This window comes from Selenomonas sp. oral taxon 478 (assembly GCF_001189555.1).
Taxonomy (GTDB): Bacteria; Bacillota; Negativicutes; order Selenomonadales; family Selenomonadaceae; genus Centipeda; species Centipeda felix.
Genome location: NZ_CP012071.1, coordinates 2,135,998 through 2,152,190 on the forward strand (window position 1 = coordinate 2,135,998; position 16,193 = coordinate 2,152,190).

15 protein-coding genes are annotated in these 16,193 nt (G+C 49.0%); 1 reads left to right on the forward strand and 14 read right to left on the reverse strand.

From position 1 onward, the window contains the following. Positions 1-38: 38 nt before the first annotated feature. The 10 genes from ADJ74_RS09895 to cobO all read right to left on the reverse strand — a co-directional run bounded on the left by ADJ74_RS09895 (position 39) and on the right by cobO (position 10,558). Complete coding sequence (locus ADJ74_RS09895) at positions 39-1,316, reverse strand: amidohydrolase (RefSeq protein ID WP_050343922.1); 1,278 nt, start codon at positions 1,314-1,316, stop codon at positions 39-41. A gap of 11 nt (positions 1,317-1,327) precedes the next feature. After that, on the reverse strand, positions 1,328-2,569 hold the full coding sequence (locus ADJ74_RS09900) for an adenosylhomocysteinase (protein WP_050343924.1): 1,242 nt from the start codon (positions 2,567-2,569) through the stop codon (positions 1,328-1,330). Between the two features lie 14 nt (positions 2,570-2,583). After that, positions 2,584-3,153, reverse strand: coding sequence for a cob(I)yrinic acid a,c-diamide adenosyltransferase (locus ADJ74_RS09905; RefSeq protein ID WP_050343926.1), 570 nt, complete (start codon positions 3,151-3,153; stop codon positions 2,584-2,586). Beyond that, positions 3,153-5,222, reverse strand: coding sequence for a polyribonucleotide nucleotidyltransferase (locus tag ADJ74_RS09910; RefSeq protein ID WP_050343927.1), 2,070 nt, complete (start codon positions 5,220-5,222; stop codon positions 3,153-3,155). Before ADJ74_RS09910 ends, ADJ74_RS09905 begins: the two co-directional genes overlap by 1 nt. Positions 5,223-5,349: 127 nt before the next feature. Next, a complete protein-coding gene (rpsO, locus tag ADJ74_RS09915) occupies positions 5,350-5,616 on the reverse strand; it encodes a 30S ribosomal protein S15 (RefSeq protein ID WP_009442171.1) in 267 nt (88 codons plus the stop codon). Between the two features lie 88 nt (positions 5,617-5,704). Beyond that, the gene (locus ADJ74_RS09920) at positions 5,705-6,664 is read right to left on the reverse strand and encodes a bifunctional riboflavin kinase/FAD synthetase (protein ID WP_050343929.1); all 960 of its coding nucleotides are present in this window, start codon (positions 6,662-6,664) and stop codon (positions 5,705-5,707) included. Between the two features lie 16 nt (positions 6,665-6,680). Then, positions 6,681-7,592 carry a UDP-N-acetylmuramate dehydrogenase gene (murB, locus tag ADJ74_RS09925; protein ID WP_050343932.1) on the reverse strand — a complete coding sequence of 304 codons (912 nt, stop codon included), beginning with the start codon at positions 7,590-7,592 and terminating at the stop codon, positions 6,681-6,683. Then, the gene (trmL, locus tag ADJ74_RS09930) at positions 7,589-8,086 is read right to left on the reverse strand and encodes a tRNA (uridine(34)/cytosine(34)/5-carboxymethylaminomethyluridine(34)-2'-O)-methyltransferase TrmL (RefSeq protein ID WP_050344281.1); all 498 of its coding nucleotides are present in this window, start codon (positions 8,084-8,086) and stop codon (positions 7,589-7,591) included. Before trmL ends, murB begins: the two co-directional genes overlap by 4 nt. Before the next feature lie 108 nt (positions 8,087-8,194). Then, positions 8,195-9,847, reverse strand: a complete 1,653-nt coding sequence (gene ilvD, locus ADJ74_RS09935) for a dihydroxy-acid dehydratase (RefSeq protein WP_050343934.1) — start codon at positions 9,845-9,847, stop codon at positions 8,195-8,197. A gap of 174 nt (positions 9,848-10,021) precedes the next feature. Further along, positions 10,022-10,558 carry a cob(I)yrinic acid a,c-diamide adenosyltransferase gene (gene cobO / locus ADJ74_RS09940; RefSeq protein ID WP_050343936.1) on the reverse strand — a complete coding sequence of 179 codons (537 nt, stop codon included), beginning with the start codon at positions 10,556-10,558 and terminating at the stop codon, positions 10,022-10,024. A gap of 54 nt (positions 10,559-10,612) precedes the next feature. Between cobO and ADJ74_RS09945 the strand changes: the two genes are divergently transcribed. After that, complete coding sequence (locus tag ADJ74_RS09945; RefSeq protein WP_050343938.1) at positions 10,613-12,238, forward strand: GDSL-type esterase/lipase family protein; 1,626 nt, start codon at positions 10,613-10,615, stop codon at positions 12,236-12,238. A 46-nt stretch (positions 12,239-12,284) separates the two neighbouring features. Here ADJ74_RS09945 and queA read toward each other — a convergent pair whose 3' ends face one another. The 4 genes from queA to ruvB form a co-directional block, all read right to left on the reverse strand. Next, the gene (gene queA, locus ADJ74_RS09950; RefSeq protein ID WP_050343940.1) at positions 12,285-13,316 is read right to left on the reverse strand and encodes a tRNA preQ1(34) S-adenosylmethionine ribosyltransferase-isomerase QueA; all 1,032 of its coding nucleotides are present in this window, start codon (positions 13,314-13,316) and stop codon (positions 12,285-12,287) included. Positions 13,317-13,382: 66 nt separating this feature from the next. Then, on the reverse strand, positions 13,383-14,534 hold the full coding sequence (locus tag ADJ74_RS09955; protein WP_050343942.1) for a SpoIID/LytB domain-containing protein: 1,152 nt from the start codon (positions 14,532-14,534) through the stop codon (positions 13,383-13,385). Positions 14,535-14,549: 15 nt separating this feature from the next. Next, positions 14,550-15,152 carry an epoxyqueuosine reductase QueH gene (locus ADJ74_RS09960; RefSeq protein WP_050343944.1) on the reverse strand — a complete coding sequence of 201 codons (603 nt, stop codon included), beginning with the start codon at positions 15,150-15,152 and terminating at the stop codon, positions 14,550-14,552. 1 nt (position 15,153) lies between these two features. Continuing rightward, the gene (ruvB, locus tag ADJ74_RS09965) at positions 15,154-16,191 is read right to left on the reverse strand and encodes a Holliday junction branch migration DNA helicase RuvB (protein ID WP_050343945.1); all 1,038 of its coding nucleotides are present in this window, start codon (positions 16,189-16,191) and stop codon (positions 15,154-15,156) included. Positions 16,192-16,193 lie beyond the last annotated feature (2 nt).

The window sequence follows — 16,193 nt, forward strand, 5'->3', positions numbered from 1 at the left end:
GGCATAATGCATACCCCATTGATCTGGGAAACAGTATACTATTTTGTCAGGCGATCTGCAACCCTTTGCGCCTCATAGAGAATACGCTCTTCATCGAGTGTTGTCAGAGTGCCCTTTTCCATCAGAAGTGAGCCATTGACCATCACTGTGTCAATCGATGAGGACTTTGCCGAATAGGCAAGAAGGGAAGCCGGATGATAACATGGCGTCCACTCTGCACCGTGCATCGAGAAGAGCACGATATCTGCTTTATACCCCTTTTGAAGCTTTCCAACGCGAGGAAGGGAGAGTGCTTGAGCACCATATTCCGTCCCCATTTTTATGGCGGTCAATGCCGGGACAGCCAATGGATCTAATGTATTTACCTTATGAAGGAGCGCTGCCAGCTGGATCTCATCGAGCATATCCAGATTATTGTTGCTGGATGCGCCATCTGTGCCGAGTGCAACGCAGACACCCTCTGCCAGAAGCCGTGGAACAGGTGCCGTTCCACTCGCCAGCTTCATATTGCTGCCCGGGTTGTGTGCCACACGAATGTGATACTTTTTGATGATATCAATGTCCTCATCATCCAAATGCACACAATGTGCTGCCAGTGTTCCATTTTCAAAGAGACCGGTAGAAGCCACATGGACAAACGGACGTTCCCCGTATTTCTTCATGCAATCTTCAACTTCTCCGATGGTCTCTGACATGTGGATGTGAACCTCAGCACCGAGAGACTGTGCTTTTTCAGCGACTTTTTTTAGATAGTCCGGCGGACATGTATAAAGCGCATGAGGACCAAACATGACCGTGATGCGTCCATCTGCTGTGCCGTGAAAATTTTCGTAGAGACACGCGTTTTCATCGAGTTTTTGCTCAGCATCGGGAACAAGGCCAATGAGGCCTCTGGATAGTACCCCACGCAGACCGGAAACCTCAACGACTTCAGCGACACGCTCCATATCCGGACCATACATATCGGCAAACGTCGTTGTGCCACTGCGAATCATCTCGACAGCAGCGAGCATTGCCCCCCAGTATATATCATCTGAGCAAAGCTTTGCCTCTATTGGCCAGATCATCTTCTGCAGCCAGTCCATCAGCTTCATATCATCTGCGTAACTGCGCAGCAGTGTCATCGAAGCATGTGTATGGGCATTGACAAATCCCGGAACAGCAAAGTGTTTCGTTCCATCGATCACTTTCTGAGCGCTGAAGTCATCAGGAACATCACCGACAGAAAAGATTTCATCGTTGGCGACGGCAATATTGACAACATCCGTTGTCCCATCCGGGAGAAGTGCCGTTACATTCTGAATCAGCGTATTCAACGTATATCTCCTTATGCCAGGCCAAGATAGCTCTTCTGGTCTGCACTGAGTTCATCGATTGCGATACCAAGCGATTTCAGTTTGATATTTGCAATCTCCACGTTGATCTCCTCCGGCATGAGATGAACGCCTTTTTCCATTTCCCGTCCATGACGAATCAAATGAAGGGCTGAGAAAAACTGAACGCCGAAGGAAAGATCCATGATCTCTGCCGGGTGTCCATCCCCTGCTGCGAGGTTGACCAGGCGCCCTTCTGCCAAGAGGTAGAGGCGTCGACCATCCTTCTGAACAAATTCGCGGATATTTTCACGCACAACAGCATTCGATACAGAGGCTTCGGTCAGTTCCGGAATGTTGATTTCAACATCAAAATGACCTGAATTTGCCATCATCGCGCCATCCTTCATCACATCAAAGTGATGCTTTCTAAGAATGTCTTTATTGCCCGTCAGTGTTAAGAAGATATCGCCAACCTTTGCCGCCTCATCCATCGGCATGACTCTGAATCCATCGAATACGGCTTCAATTGCTTTGATTGGATCGACTTCCGTAATGATAACGTCTGCCCCTAGACCACGTGCACGCATTGCACCGCCTTTGCCGCACCATCCGTAACCCGCGATGACCACGGTCTTTCCAGCAATGACCAAGTTTGTCGTACGCATGATACCGTCCCAAGTGGACTGCCCCGTTCCATATCGGTTGTCAAACAAGTATTTGCAGTATGCATCATTGGCAGCAATCATCGGGAACTCAAGTTTTCCCTGGCGCGCCAATGCATGAAGACGATGAACGCCCGTCGTGGTTTCCTCTGATCCGCCAATCAGCGACGGAAGCAGTTCGCGCCGCGTGGTATGAAGCATATCGACCAAATCACCGCCGTCGTCAATGACAATATCCGGGTGTATATCGAGTGCCTTGTTCAGGAATTCGGCATACTCCTCATCGGTACAGCCATGCCATGCAAATACGTGGATACCTTCCTCAACCAGCGCCGCAGCAACGTCATCCTGCGTGGACAGAGGGTTGCTCCCCGTCACGGCAACGTCTGCACCGGCATGCTTAAAGATCGTGGACATGTATGCCGTCTTTGCCTCTAAGTGCAGCGTGATAACCATCTTAATCCCTGCAAACGGCTTCGTCACGGAATACTCTTTATCTGCAGCCGCCATGACTGGCATAAAGCGCTTTACCCAGTCAATTTTTGCATGACCGGACGGTGCCAATTTAATATCACGAATCATGGATGTCATTACATTCATCTCCTCTAGTTTTCAATTCCCTTTCGCGCGTCAACACCATGTCGGTAGTAGTGCCGCACCTCTTCCATATTGGTGATCAGATCTGCCCGATCCTGAAGCCATGAAGGAGCATTTCGCCCCGTGCAGACGACCTCTGTCTCTACAGGAACAATATCCAACAGTGCTTCCATTTGCTCTCGCTGAATCAGTCCAAACGAGAGTGCCACATTGATCTCATCCAGAATGACGAGATCAAAGACCTGTTTGCGCAGGAGTTCGGTGACATGCTCCATGCCGTCAACCATCATAGCAAGATAGTCATGTGGTGGTTGTCCGTGTGGAAAAACGACAAGATCATCCCCCAAAGCAAGCCTCGTCTTTTCGTCCACCATCCCTTCCTCAGCAATAAAGAAGGGCTTTCCCGTTGTCTCCAGCGTCATCTTCGCTAGGTCCTTTAGAATATGCTGCTCTGCGTATGCAAGGCTTTTCATAAACTGCATCATGTATACACGATGCCCAGCCCCTAAAGAACGAATTGCCAATCCTATCGCAGCGGTCGTCTTCCCCTTACCGTTTCCTGTGTAAACTTGAAGCATTAGAGCAGTACCTTGTGACTGACGTTGATACGCCCTTTTTCATCGATTTCGACGACCTTGACTTCAAGTTGATCGCCAATATGAACAACATCCTCAATGTTTTCAACGCGGTGCTTGGCAAGCTGAGAAATATGGCAGAGTCCTTCCTTCCCAGGGAGGAGTTCGACAAATGCCCCAAACTTCAAGAAACGCGTCACACGACCGGTGTATACCTCTCCCACCTGTACTTCACGGACGATATCCTCAATCATCTTGCGTGCGAGATTCATGGCCTCTGTGTTGGGAGAGGTAATAAAGATATTCCCATCTTCATGGATGTCGATATCCACCCCGGTCTCATCGATGATTTTGCGTACGACCTTACCGCCGGTACCAATGACATCACGTATTTTCTCAATATCGATGGTAATTGTTTCTACGCGCGGTGCATAAGGCGAAAGTTCTTCTGCCGGCTTATCGATACACTCAAGCATTTTGGAGAGGATAAAGGCTCTTCCCTGCTTTGCCTGTTCAAGCGCTGAGGCAAGAATATCTCTCGTGATCCCGGCGATCTTAATATCCATTTGAATGGCTGTAATCCCCTTCGATGTGCCAGCCACCTTAAAGTCCATATCTCCAAGAGCATCTTCCATCCCCTGTATGTCCGTCAGGATGGAATAGTCATCACCATCGCGCACCAAGCCCATCGCCACACCGGAGACTGGACGCTTAATGGGGACACCGGCACACATAAGGGAGAGTGTGCTTCCACACACGCTGCCCATCGAACTGGAGCCATTGGATTCCAATATTTCTGAGACCAGCCGTATGGTATAGGGGAAATCCTCAATCGATGGAATCATCGGAAAAAGAGCGCGTTCCGCCAACGCTCCATGACCGATCTCACGGCGTCCGGGACTTCGCATGGGGCGTGCTTCTCCAACACTGTAGCCAGGGAAATTATAATGATGCAGGTAGTGTTTGGTTGTCTCAGGGCCAAGTCCGTCGATGATCTGCTCATCGCCAATAGCCCCCAATGTCGTTACCGTGAGCACTTGCGTCTGACCTCTGGTGAAAAGGCCTGAGCCATGGACACGCGGCAGAATGCCAACTTCACAGCTGACCGGACGAACTTCATCCAAGGCACGCCCATCCGGACGTATCTTCTCGTGCGTAATCATATGGCGCACGATTCCCTTCTCGATATGGTACAGGATCTGGGCAATTTCCTTCACAGCATCCGGGTATTCCTCAGCGAAATGGGCTATGGTCTCTTCCTTGATGGCAGAAATATCTGCATCACGGGAAAGTTTATCGCTGTTTCGCGTTGCAGTGTCGAGACGAGCTTCTGCATAGGAGCGCACTTTTTCTTCGAGTTCTTCGGATACTTTGAATACAGAAGGAATCTGTTTCTCTTTCCCACAGGCCTGTTGTATGTTCTGCTGGAACTCGACCAGTCGCCGGATCTCTGCATGACCAAAAAGGATAGCATCCAAAACGATTTCTTCCGGCAGCTCGTTTGCTCCGGCTTCCACCATCATGACAGCATCGTATGACCCCGCGACGGTTAAGTTCAAGTCAGAGTCAGCGCGCTCCTCCTCTGTCGGATTGATGACAAATTCACCATTGATATAACCAACGCGCACTCCGGCAATCGGACCCATAAAGGGGATGTCAGACACCGTCAGGGCACAAGAGGCGCCGAACATCGCTGCGATTTCAGGAGGATTGTCCTGTTCCACGGAAAGAACCGTGGATACAATCTGTACGTCATTGCGAAATCCATCCGGAAACAGCGGACGGATGGGACGGTCAATCAAACGCGCACAAAGGACAGCATCGCTGCTGGGACGTCCTTCCCGCTTGATAAAGCCACCGGGAATCTTTCCTGCGGCATACATCTTTTCTTCGTAGTCTACGGTTAATGGGAAGAAATCCACGCCTTCCCTTGGTGCTTTTGATGCTGTGGCTGTTACTAATACAACAGTATCACCATATCGAACTAAAACAGCACCGTTTGCCTGCTTCGCCATTTTTCCATGTTCGACCGTCAGTTTACGTCCGCCCAGGTCGATCTCGAAACTCTGCATAGTACCCTCCTCGGATTCTCACATACGCGTACAGTTAATCCATTCGACAAAACATTGCAGAATCCTTGTTTTCACAATAAAAAAGGACGGGAATCCCCCCGTCCTGTGTTTTTGCTCCGCTAAGAAGTTACTTGCGAAGATTAAGTTTCGTGATGATGGAGCGATACCGCTCAATATCCGTCTGATAGAGATATCCAAGAAGACGACGACGATGTCCGACCATCTTCAGTAGACCACGGCGTGAATGATGATCCTTCTTATGCTCTTTCAGATGCTCAGTGAGATACTGAATGCGGGCAGTTAAAACAGCGATCTGTACTTCAGGAGAGCCCGTATCCCCCTCGTGCACTGCATATTTCTTGATAATGTCTTGCTTCTGTTCCTGTGTGATCATAAAAAATCCTCCTCATAAAAATAAATAACCAATGACCAAGAAAACGTCGGATTACTCGCTATCTGAGTCATGGATACAACTGCGTTGTTCATATTACCATAGAAATTTTTTCTTGTAAATGAAAAGTTTCCTGAAATACGCATTCCGCGCATTCTTTATCAGATTTAATTTGTGAAATAAGCGCCTCAACGGAATCAAATCGCGTCTCACTCCGTATCCTTTTATGAAACGATACAAGAATCTTCTTTCCGTAAAGATCTCCGTCAAAGTCCATAATGTGAACTTCCATGCGCCGATCACATAGCCCAAACGTTGGATTATTTCCTATATTGGCAACGGCTGAATAGATACGGTGATGATATACAACCGTTACCGCGTATACGCCGTTCGGCAGAATCTCATAGGATTCGCGGAGTGCAATATTGGCTGTGGGAAAGCCAAGCAGCCGTCCACGTGCCTGCCCGTGTATTACCGTCCCAATCATCGTAAAAGGGTATCCAAGAAGCTCATTTACGTGCGTTATATCCCCCTGTTCGATATAGGTCCGAATGCGCGTACTGCTGATTGGTTCCCCATCGTACAAAACGGATGAACACACAATGGTCTCTATGGTATACCGTTTTCCCATATCGTGCAGGAGCTGTGGTGTTCCTGCACCTTTTTTTCCAAACGTATAGTTTTCACCGACAACAATGTATCGCGGTGAAAAATGGCGGTACAGCAGGTGAATAAATTCCTCGGGCGACGTGTCAGCAAAATCATGTGTGAAAGGAATTTCAACCAAGACATCGACACCCAAATTTCGCAGAATCCGCAGACTTACCTGTTCGCTGCTGATGCGGCGTGGGGCTCCCAAGGAATCAACGATGGCCCGCGGATGATTCGTAAAGGAAAAAACAAATGCAGAGCCATGAATACTTCTTGCCCGTTCGACTGCTGTGCGGATGATCTTTTGGTGTCCAATATGCAATCCGTCAAACATGCCAAGTGCAACGACGATATTTTTGTATTTTGACGCAAAATCAACCAGCTGATGGTATGTTTCCATGGGGGAAACGTTCTCCTTATGGTTCTCCAATGATACGAAGCTCTGGGAACAGTCTTACGTTATGCTTAGCATATACACGATTCTGTACAGAGTGTATGAGCTGCTGTACATCACGCGCTGTCGCACCGCCGATATTGATAATAAAACCGGCATGTTTCTGTGAGACCTGTGCGCCCCCGTATGTAAGTCCCTTAAGCCCCGTCTGGTCGATCAGAGTGCCTGCAAAATATCCGGGTGGTCGCTTGAACGTACTGCCGGCACTAGGATAGGAAAGCGGCTGTTTGCTTTCACGGCGCTGATTGAGGTCAGACATTCTCTCCAAGATAGACGACGGATCATCCGTACGAAGGCACAGATGGGCTTCACAAATTGCCTCATTATTCGTATGAAAAACACTATGGCGATAGCCGAAGTCCAACTCATTCGCAGAATACAGGCGCACCCCTCCATCTGGTGAAATGGTTTTGACTGCCGTGACGACAGATTTTACTTCACCGTCATAGGCGCCTGCATTCATAAAGATGGCTCCGCCGATGCTTCCCGGTATCCCACAAGCAAACTCTAGGCCTGAGAGCCCCTTCTTTTGCGCAAATGATGCAATATCTTTCAGAAGAGCTCCTGCGCCGACAATAAGTGTTGTCCCCTCCTGCGTGATGGCTGACATCTGGCGGCTGAAACGAATCACCAGCCCTCGTATCCCACCGTCTCGGATCAGCAGATTTGATCCATTTCCAAGAATGGTGATGGGAATATCATAGTTTTTTGCTTTCTGTATGATCGCGCGCACTTCTTCTGTGTTATGCGGATAAAACAGAAGATCTGCAGGTCCGCCGATGCGAAACGTTGTATGGAAGCGCATGGGAGCGTTTTCAAAGAGCCTTATCCGTTCAAACTCCTGATAACAGGAATGAATGAATGTTTCATTCATATCTGTGTGCTCCTTCCATGGCAACCGTTACCGTATATACGTAAGTCGGAAAATTGATGCTGCCGCAGGGCTTCAAACGCCACGACGGCAACGGCATTGGATAAATTTAACGAGCGTGCTTCTTCCCGCATCGGAATGCGGATGGTATTGGCTGCGTGCGCTGTCAATAAAGACGCCGGCAGGCCTGCACTTTCCTTTCCAAAAACGAGAAAATCATCCATTTTATAGGATATGTCACAGTAGCTGTGACGCGCTTTTGTACTGCAGAAGTAAAATGTATGCTCTTGATATTGTTGGTGGAGCGCCGCAAAGGAATCATGATAGTGAACGCGGACAAGATGCCAATAATCGAGCCCGGCGCGCTTTAAATGCTTATCGTCGGTTGAAAATCCGAGTGGCCGTACCAGATGCAGATCCATTCCTGTTCCTGCACACAGCCGTGCAATATTTCCAGTATTTCCAGGGATCTCGGGCTCGACGAGAACAATATGCATATTGTTCGCTTCTCCATTCTTTTTCCTGAACAACGCAACGACATTATATCGAATTGGCATCATAAAAACAACCCATAGGAGGAGAATCTCCCATGGGTCGAATCAAAATCACTGCAGAATTGCACCGGTGTTGGCCGATGTTGTTAACTTAGCATAACGCGCAAGGTATCCCGTTTTGATTTTTTGTTCTGGTTTTACCCAATTCTTACGCCGTTTTTCAAGTTCTTCATCACTGACTTCGAGTTCAAGTCTGCGATTCGGAATATCGATGGTAATCATATCCCCATCTTCGATCAGTGCGATAGGACCGCCTGACATGGCTTCCGGAGACACATGCCCAACACAGGCACCCTGACTTGCACCACTGAAACGTCCGTCGGTGATGAGCCCAACCTTAAGCCCCATGCCTGTAATCACGGCAGTTGGATTCAGCATTTCCTGCATCCCGGGGCCGCCTTTTGGCCCCTCGTAGCGTATGACAACGACGTCACCATCATGGATCTTCCCCTCCATGATGGCATTAACTCCCTCTTCTTCGGAGTTAAAGCATTTCGCTGATCCACGATAGGTAAGCATATCATCTGACACGGCAGATGCTTTCACGACAGCATAGTCCGGAGCAAGATTACCGCTCAGTATGGCAAGGCCGCCCTCAGGACGATAGGGATGATCAACGCTGTGAATGACCGTGGGATCCAGTACTTCTGCGTGTGCAATCCGCTCGCGTACAGTCCCTGTCACTGTCAATGCATCCAGATGAAGCAAATTCTTCTTGGACAGTTCCTTCATCACCGCAGAGATACCGCCCGCCTCGTTCAAATCCTGCATGTGATGTGTGCCGGCAGGGCTTAACTTCGTAATGTACGGTGTACGTCGGCTGATCTCGTCAAAGAGAGGCGTAGGAAGCTCAATGCCTGCTTCGTGTGCGATTGCCGTAAGGTGAAGGACGGTGTTTGACGATCCGCCAATACCCATATCAACGGTGATAGCATTCTCAAATGCCTCACGTGTCATTATATCGCGCGGGCAAATATTCTTGCGTACGAGATCGAGAATGATGGTTCCTGCCATCTTTGCAAGCAGACGACGTTCTCCGGTATACGGTGCAGGTATTGTCCCATTCCCGGGAAGCCCCATGCCAAGTACCTCGGTCAAAGAGTTCATGGTGTTTGCGGTAAAAAGCCCAGAGCAAGAGCCACAGCTGGGACAGGCATGTTCCTCGATCGCCGTCATTTCCTCTGCGTCCATCTTGCCGGCGGCAAACATGCCGGCGGCCTCGAATGCCTGACTGACACTGATGTTACGCCCGTGATGGCGACCTGCCAGCATCGGTCCGCCGCTGACCAAAATGGCTGGAATGTTCAAACGCGCTGCCGCCATCAACATCCCCGGAACAACTTTGTCGCAGTTTGGGATCAGAACAAGTCCATCAAAGCCGGATGCCATGGTAACTGCCTCTATCGAATCGGCGATCAGCTCACGGCTGGCAAGGGAGTATTTCATCCCTGTATGCCCCATTGCAATTCCATCACACACACCGATGGACGGAAATTCAATCGGTGTACCGCCGGCTGCAGCCACGCCGAGTTTTACGGCTTCCGCAATCGTATTGAGATGAAAATGACCGGGAATAATCTCGTTAAATGAATTGCAGACACCAATCAGTGGTTTTGCAAGATCTTCCTTTCCATATCCATTGGCATGAAAAAGTGAACGATGCGCACAGCGCGTCGCTCCTTTTTTTACAACATCGCTTCTCATAAGGATTCTCCCCCACTTCCACTTCGCTCATGCAGGAAGAATTTTTTCAGCATAAGCGGAGATAACAAATACATGACAGAGATTTTAGCGCATTCCTCCATTTTTTTCAACCGAATATTGCTGCAGCATGTATATCTTTCATAGCACGCTGTTATCAAATATGCTATAATCGGATTAGAATTCGATCCCTTCCTGCGCTTTGATTCCCTGTTGATAAGGATGTTTGATCAGCTTCATCTCTGTGACAAGATCCGCCCGCTCAATGAGTTCCTGTGCGGCATTCCTGCCTGTGAAAATAAGGTGCATACAGGAAGGTCGTGCGGCGATCAGATCATCCAATTCATTTCGTTGGATAAATCCAAAGGAATATGCGTAGTTGAATTCGTCGAGGATGACCATATCCCACATTCTTCGTTGGATTTCATTCTTTGCCGTATGGAGAAGCTCCTGCGCGGCCTGACGATGCTGTTCCTCCCTATTGTCTCCGCGCTGAGAAAAGCCAAGGCCCCCTTGTCGAATCTCAATCCGCTCCTGCAGCGAATGAAGTGCCTTGATCGCCTCCAATTCACCGTAGGTTCGGCTTCCTTTAATGAATTGGAGGATCAGTACGCGCATGCCATTTCCCCACGCACGCATCGCCATTCCAAGGGCGGCCGTTGTCTTTCCCTTACCGTCACCGGTGTGAACGATAATTAGACCTTTTTTTTCCATATTGACCCCTGCCTTTCTAAGGAGTTTTCTATCATATCATCTTTGGGTGAATCTATGAAGCAATATTTGTTTTTTACAAGTCTCATCTTTTTTATCGTTATCGGATGCATTTTTTTTCTTGAGAAAACCGATTTCCTGCATTTTCGTGAACTCGACATTTCCGCCAAGGTATACGAGGAAGACGGCACCGTCACATTGCGTTGGGAACGCCCTGCATATCCATGCTACTATCGTGTGGATACCTATATCAAGACAACGGGAACGGGCACAGACAAAGCTGAATTTGAGCTTGTTAAGACTGAATTTACAACAACACCTTCCTATCGGATCTCCTCGGCGCCGATTCCCTTTTATTATCGGATCACCGCATACGGTATGTTCGGCGCTCTGACATCTCCATCGACGGAGATTGCTTCCCCCTATTTCGCTGCACAGGCACCTATTCCAATCTACCATTATACAAAAGAACATCCAGCAAGTCTTATGCCCTTTCTCGTTTGGCACAGCATTCCTAACGCAGTTCTCTACGAAGTGGAGCTGCTCTCCGCTCCCCCGGAGCAAGAAGGTGGCATCGCACTTTCCACGAAATACCATTTAACCAGCACCCGCGATGTATTCACGAATGGTTGGCAGGCAGACCTGCGAAAGTTTTCCTCTCATAAGACAATCTATTGGAGAGTCCGTGCCTTGGGGTTAAAGCAGGAACCCATCGGCGAGTTTTCTTCCGCTGAGCCGCTTGTCATCGATCAAAATGCAGCGATTCCCGATCGTCCTCTACCGAATACTTTCGATCAGGTCATGAATTTCCATCAGCCAATCTACCCAGTCTACCAATGGATTCCGATGAACGGCGTCCATACGTACGAGGTTGAACTTCTGACGGAAAAACCAGAGCACGACCACGGAACGAAACCTGATCCACATCGTGCCTGGGCACAAACCATCTCCGATGTCAATGCCATTTACGATGAATATGCACGCCCCTATGCCGGTACCTACTACTGGCGTGTACGTGGGCTGGATGCCAAAGGTCATACCGTTGGAACATGGTCGGATGTGGCATCATTTACAGTGAATCCAGCTCCATCGGGACATGTTTACGCTGCGGCACTCGGAGACAGCATCACTCATGGAGGCGGTGCGATATCGAGCTCCCCCGCATTCCTAGAGTACAGCTATACGACATTTCTTTCCTTTGAATGTCTCAACCTTGGCCGCAGCGGGGATACATCGCACACGACACTGGAGCGCTTTGACCAAGATGTGCCCCCCCTACACCCGGCCAATCTTTTGATTCTCACAGGCTCCAACAGTCTGCGTGCGGATACGCCTGCACAGGAAATTATAAAGGATCTGGATGCCATCCGAAAGAAGTGTTCTCTGCATGGTATACGTCCTATTTTCTTAACGCTGCTGCCGCTGAATCCGGAACGTATCCAGCTGGCATTTCATACTGAAACGGATCCCACGTGGAAAATGAAGTTGAGTCTCATCAATGCGTGGATTCGATCACAGGAGTACTACATTGACATAGAGCCATATTTCTATGATGCAAAGTGGAGTGTCCTAAATCCGCTTCTGTCAACCGACGGGCTGCATCCGGATGTCAACGGTAAGAGAATGATGGCCGATTTGATCAATCAGCACCGTGACCTCCTGAGCGAGCCTCCGGAAAAGTAAAGGACAGTCATACGAAGAACAACACCTTCGTATGACTGTCCTTTCTTTATGCTCGTGATTGAATCAGCATGGCATCACCGAATGAAAAGAATCGGTAGTTCTCCTCGACGGCTGTTCGGTACGCCTTCAGGGTAAATTCTCGTCCGGCAAATGCACTGACCAACATAATCAGTGTGGATTTTGGAAGATGAAAGTTTGTAATCACAGCATCAACGATTTTGAACTGGTACCCCGGATAGATGAAAATATTCGTCCATCCCTGCTTTGCTTCGATCATTCCATGGTCGACCGCCGCAGACTCCAGTGTTCGGATGGAGGTCGTCCCCACTGCAATTACTCGTCGGCCTTCCTGCTTTGCCATACGGATCAGTTCCGCTGTCTCGGTCGGTATGGAATAAAATTCACTGTGCATTACATGATCTTCGATCTCATCGACTTGAACCGGACGAAATGTACCGAGACCCACATGTAGCGTGACGAAGCCAAGGTGCACCCCCTTTTTCCTCAGCCGATCCATAAGAGACTCCGTAAAATGCAGCCCTGCCGTCGGTGCTGCCGCAGAGCCTTTCTCTCGGCTGTAAATCGTTTGGTAACGCTCTGGGTCCTGCAGTGTCTCATGAATGTAAGGCGGAAGAGGCATCGTTCCCAAACGATCCAGAATCTCCTCAAAGATTCCCTCATAGGAGAATTTCACAATTCGTCCGCCAAAATTCGTATGTGCAAGCACCTCGCAGGACAGCTCATGACCAAACGTAATCACAGAGCCAACACGCATTTTTCTGCCGGGCTTCACAAGAACTTCCCATTGATCCCGTTCCAGTTGGCGCAGTAAAAACACCTCAGCCTTTCCCCCCGTAGGATGTCTTACACCAATGAGGCGCGCTGGGATTACTCGGGTATCATTGAATATCAGAACATCTCCATCCGTCAGATATTCATCCAGCTGATAAAAGTGTCGATGTTCGATGCTCTGTGTTTGGGGGGACAGCACCATCAATCGTGAAGAGTCCCGCGGGTCTGCCGGAACTTGTGCAATTTGCTCCTCTGGAAGAAAGTAATCGAAATCAGAAATATTCATAGATCTCACCTTATATGACTACGGACTGCATAATACAATGTGTGGCTCGGTGTATCCGTAGTTCATTTAGTATATTTTCTCGATGGTTATATCCGTATAGTAGTGCGATAGGATCTCTCGGTCGGTCTTCCCCCGGTCGGCAAATGCCTTGGCCCCCCACTGCGAGAGACCGAGACCATGCCCTCCGCCATAGCCGCGAAAGACAATATCGGATGATTCACGCTGCACGTCAAATAGTGTGCTTGGCAGAGCAAACAGCCTGCGCAAGTCACTTCCTGAAACAACACAATTTCCTTTGTCACCAAGAACTTCAATAAACTGGACGCGGCCGCTCGGACTCCGATCTTTGCTCCTCTTGCCGATACTGAGAGGAGAAAGATGAATCGACTTCATACGACCAATCTTTGTTCCGTTCTCCTCCATTTTTTTCATGAACAGTGCCGTTGAAACACGTTGCGTCCACGGCTTGGTTTTCGTCTGCAGTTCGGATACGGCACGCAGATAAGGTACATAGCTCCCCCACACCTGTTCGGCGGACTCAGTCATACCGCCGGAATCCGTATGAAATACAGCATCAATGATGGCGCCGTGATAAAACATCACTTCTCCGCGCGTACGATCAACAGCTTCCGTCGTTTCCTTCGTCTCTGCCGAACTTCCTTCATAAACTTGACAATGCGCAGTATTACACAGATCGAATCCTTGCTCGCTATGGCGATTTCTGTTCTTCAGGGCAAACGTTCGTGCTGCAATACTCTGCGCACGTAAAGCGCCCATTGGCCACGTCGAAGGCATTTCTTTGGGCACAACTCCGTACAAATAATCCTCCGTCAAAACATGGTTGATAACAGTCATACCGTTTTGTTTCAGCAATGTAACATAACCACGATATGGCATATCGTTGATGTAAATGGATTCATCTTCGCCTGCCTGAATGTATAACTGCTTAGCCTCATACAATTTTCCATTGAGTTCAAATGTATTATGAAGGAATCGAACCCGCAGTTTTTCCTTTTGTGGAATCGTCAGAATGGGGCTCTTTTGCTGCTCGTCTGTGTATACATAAAGCGGTGCATTCCTTCCGGAAAATTCTGCTTCCGCGACACCCTGGCTGATTCCTACCGTAATTTCCGGCTGCCACGATGCGGACACAATGCCAGGAACAACGAACAGAAGTGTACTGATGACAAGAATACTGCACCGCAAATACAATTTCATTGCTGCACTCCCTTTTCATACGGAAAGCATTTGGCGTTGTCGTTTCTTCTCCCGATTTTCCTTTCGACGAATTTTTTGCAGTTCCTTGCTGTATCGTTCTTCTTCACTAAAAATACATCCACAGTAGGATTGACGGTAGAGCTCCATATCCTTGCTCATATCAATACCTTCCTGCCATCCGATACGAAAGTCTTCGTAGTAGAACGTGATGCAGTACTGATCTGCAAAATATTCTGCAACAGAGCGCATGAGATCATGCTGTTGGTAGATACTGTAGAACAGGGTTGATGTAAAGGCATCGAATCCGTTCTGTGCCGCATAGGCGGCAGTTTCCTGCAGGCGCCATGTATAGCACATACGGCATCGTCCACTGCGCGTATCCTCTGCAGGAAGAGCTTTTTTCAGGAATGAACGCATCTGATATTCCCGATCAATGACAATCGGCATCTGCACCATTTCCGCAAACTGTGCTGCCCCCTGCATCCGTGCTTTCCACTCCTGATATGGATGGATGTTCGGGTTAAAGAAATACCCGGTCGGCTCTATGCCGTCGCTGCGTAATTTTTTTACCGGATAGCAGGAACATGGACCGCAGCACATATGCAAAAGCATTTTCATGTTAGAGTAACTCTCCCTGTCTGTCATCACCGCGTGGATACGGTGCCCCGATGTGTTCATACCCACCCTGTGTCACAACACGTCCGCGCGCAGTACGAGCGATAAAGCCAAGCTGGATCAAATACGGCTCATAGACATCCTCTATGGTCTCTGTCATCTCACTCAGTGCCGCCGCAAGGGTCTTGAGTCCGACGGGGCCACCGGAGAATTTCTGAATCATGACTTCAAGCATATAACGGTCTTTGTTCTCTAGACCACATTCGTCGACTTCCAATGCATCCAGTGCATCGATGGTAACGGAACGCGAAATAATTTCCTCGCCTGCCACTTGTGCAATATCACGCACGCGCTTTAGAATACGGTTGGCAACGCGCGGCGTTCCACGCGAGCGACGTGCAATCTCAAGTGCACCGTCTCGTTCAATATGAACGGAAAGAATCTCAGCGGTGCGTTCGATGATGAGCAGGAGAGCGTCGGTCGTATAGTACTCTAACCGCGCCTGTATCCCAAATCGGTCGCGCAGCGGTGCCGATAGAGATCCCGTCTTCGTCGTTGCCCCAACCAGCGTAAACGGTGCGAGGTCTAAACGGATGGATCGCGCACTTGGCCCTTTTCCTATGATAATATCAATGGCGTGATCTTCCATGGCAGAATAGAGTATTTCCTCAACATGATGGGAAAGACGATGGATCTCATCGATGAAGAGAACATCGTGTTCTTGTAAATTGGTCAACAGGGAGGCGAGATCTCCCTGCCGTTCGATGGCAGGCGCCGATGTCTGGCGAAAATTAGCCCCCATCTCATTGGCAATAATGGCCGCGAGCGTCGTCTTTCCAAGTCCCGGCGGGCCATAAAGGAGGACATGGTCGAGCGCTTCTCCCCGCGACAGCGCCGCTTGTATAAATTTGGATAAATTGGACTTTACTCTATCCTGTCCGATGTATTCACTGAGCCGCCGCGGCCGCAGACTATACTGCCAGCCATCGGAGGACTGCTCTTCATAGGAAATGATTTCTTCATCTTCTCCCATCTCAGGCATTG

Excerpts from the sequence above, each read along its gene's own strand:
- ADJ74_RS09900 (WP_050343924.1), bottom strand. The coding sequence starts at position 2,569 with ATGACATCCATGATTCGTGATATTAAATTGGCACCGTCCGGTCATGCA.
- ADJ74_RS09905 (WP_050343926.1), bottom strand. The coding sequence starts at position 3,153 with ATGCTTCAAGTTTACACAGGAAACGGTAAGGGGAAGACGACCGCTGCG.
- ADJ74_RS09910 (WP_050343927.1), bottom strand. The coding sequence starts at position 5,222 with ATGCAGAGTTTCGAGATCGACCTGGGCGGACGTAAACTGACGGTCGAA.
- rpsO (WP_009442171.1), bottom strand. The coding sequence starts at position 5,616 with ATGATCACACAGGAACAGAAGCAAGACATTATCAAGAAATATGCAGTG.
- ADJ74_RS09920 (WP_050343929.1), bottom strand. The coding sequence starts at position 6,664 with ATGGAAACATACCATCAGCTGGTTGATTTTGCGTCAAAATACAAAAAT.
- murB (WP_050343932.1), bottom strand. The coding sequence starts at position 7,592 with ATGAATGAAACATTCATTCATTCCTGTTATCAGGAGTTTGAACGGATA.
- trmL (WP_050344281.1), bottom strand. The coding sequence starts at position 8,086 with ATGCATATTGTTCTCGTCGAGCCCGAGATCCCTGGAAATACTGGAAAT.
- ilvD (WP_050343934.1), bottom strand. The coding sequence starts at position 9,847 with ATGAGAAGCGATGTTGTAAAAAAAGGAGCGACGCGCTGTGCGCATCGT.
- cobO (WP_050343936.1), bottom strand. The coding sequence starts at position 10,558 with ATGGAAAAAAAAGGTCTAATTATCGTTCACACCGGTGACGGTAAGGGA.
- ADJ74_RS09945 (WP_050343938.1), top strand. The coding sequence starts at position 10,613 with ATGAAGCAATATTTGTTTTTTACAAGTCTCATCTTTTTTATCGTTATC.
- queA (WP_050343940.1), bottom strand. The coding sequence starts at position 13,316 with ATGAATATTTCTGATTTCGATTACTTTCTTCCAGAGGAGCAAATTGCA.
- ADJ74_RS09955 (WP_050343942.1), bottom strand. The coding sequence starts at position 14,534 with ATGAAATTGTATTTGCGGTGCAGTATTCTTGTCATCAGTACACTTCTG.
- ADJ74_RS09960 (WP_050343944.1), bottom strand. The coding sequence starts at position 15,152 with ATGAAAATGCTTTTGCATATGTGCTGCGGTCCATGTTCCTGCTATCCG.
- ruvB (WP_050343945.1), bottom strand. The coding sequence starts at position 16,191 with ATGCCTGAGATGGGAGAAGATGAAGAAATCATTTCCTATGAAGAGCAG.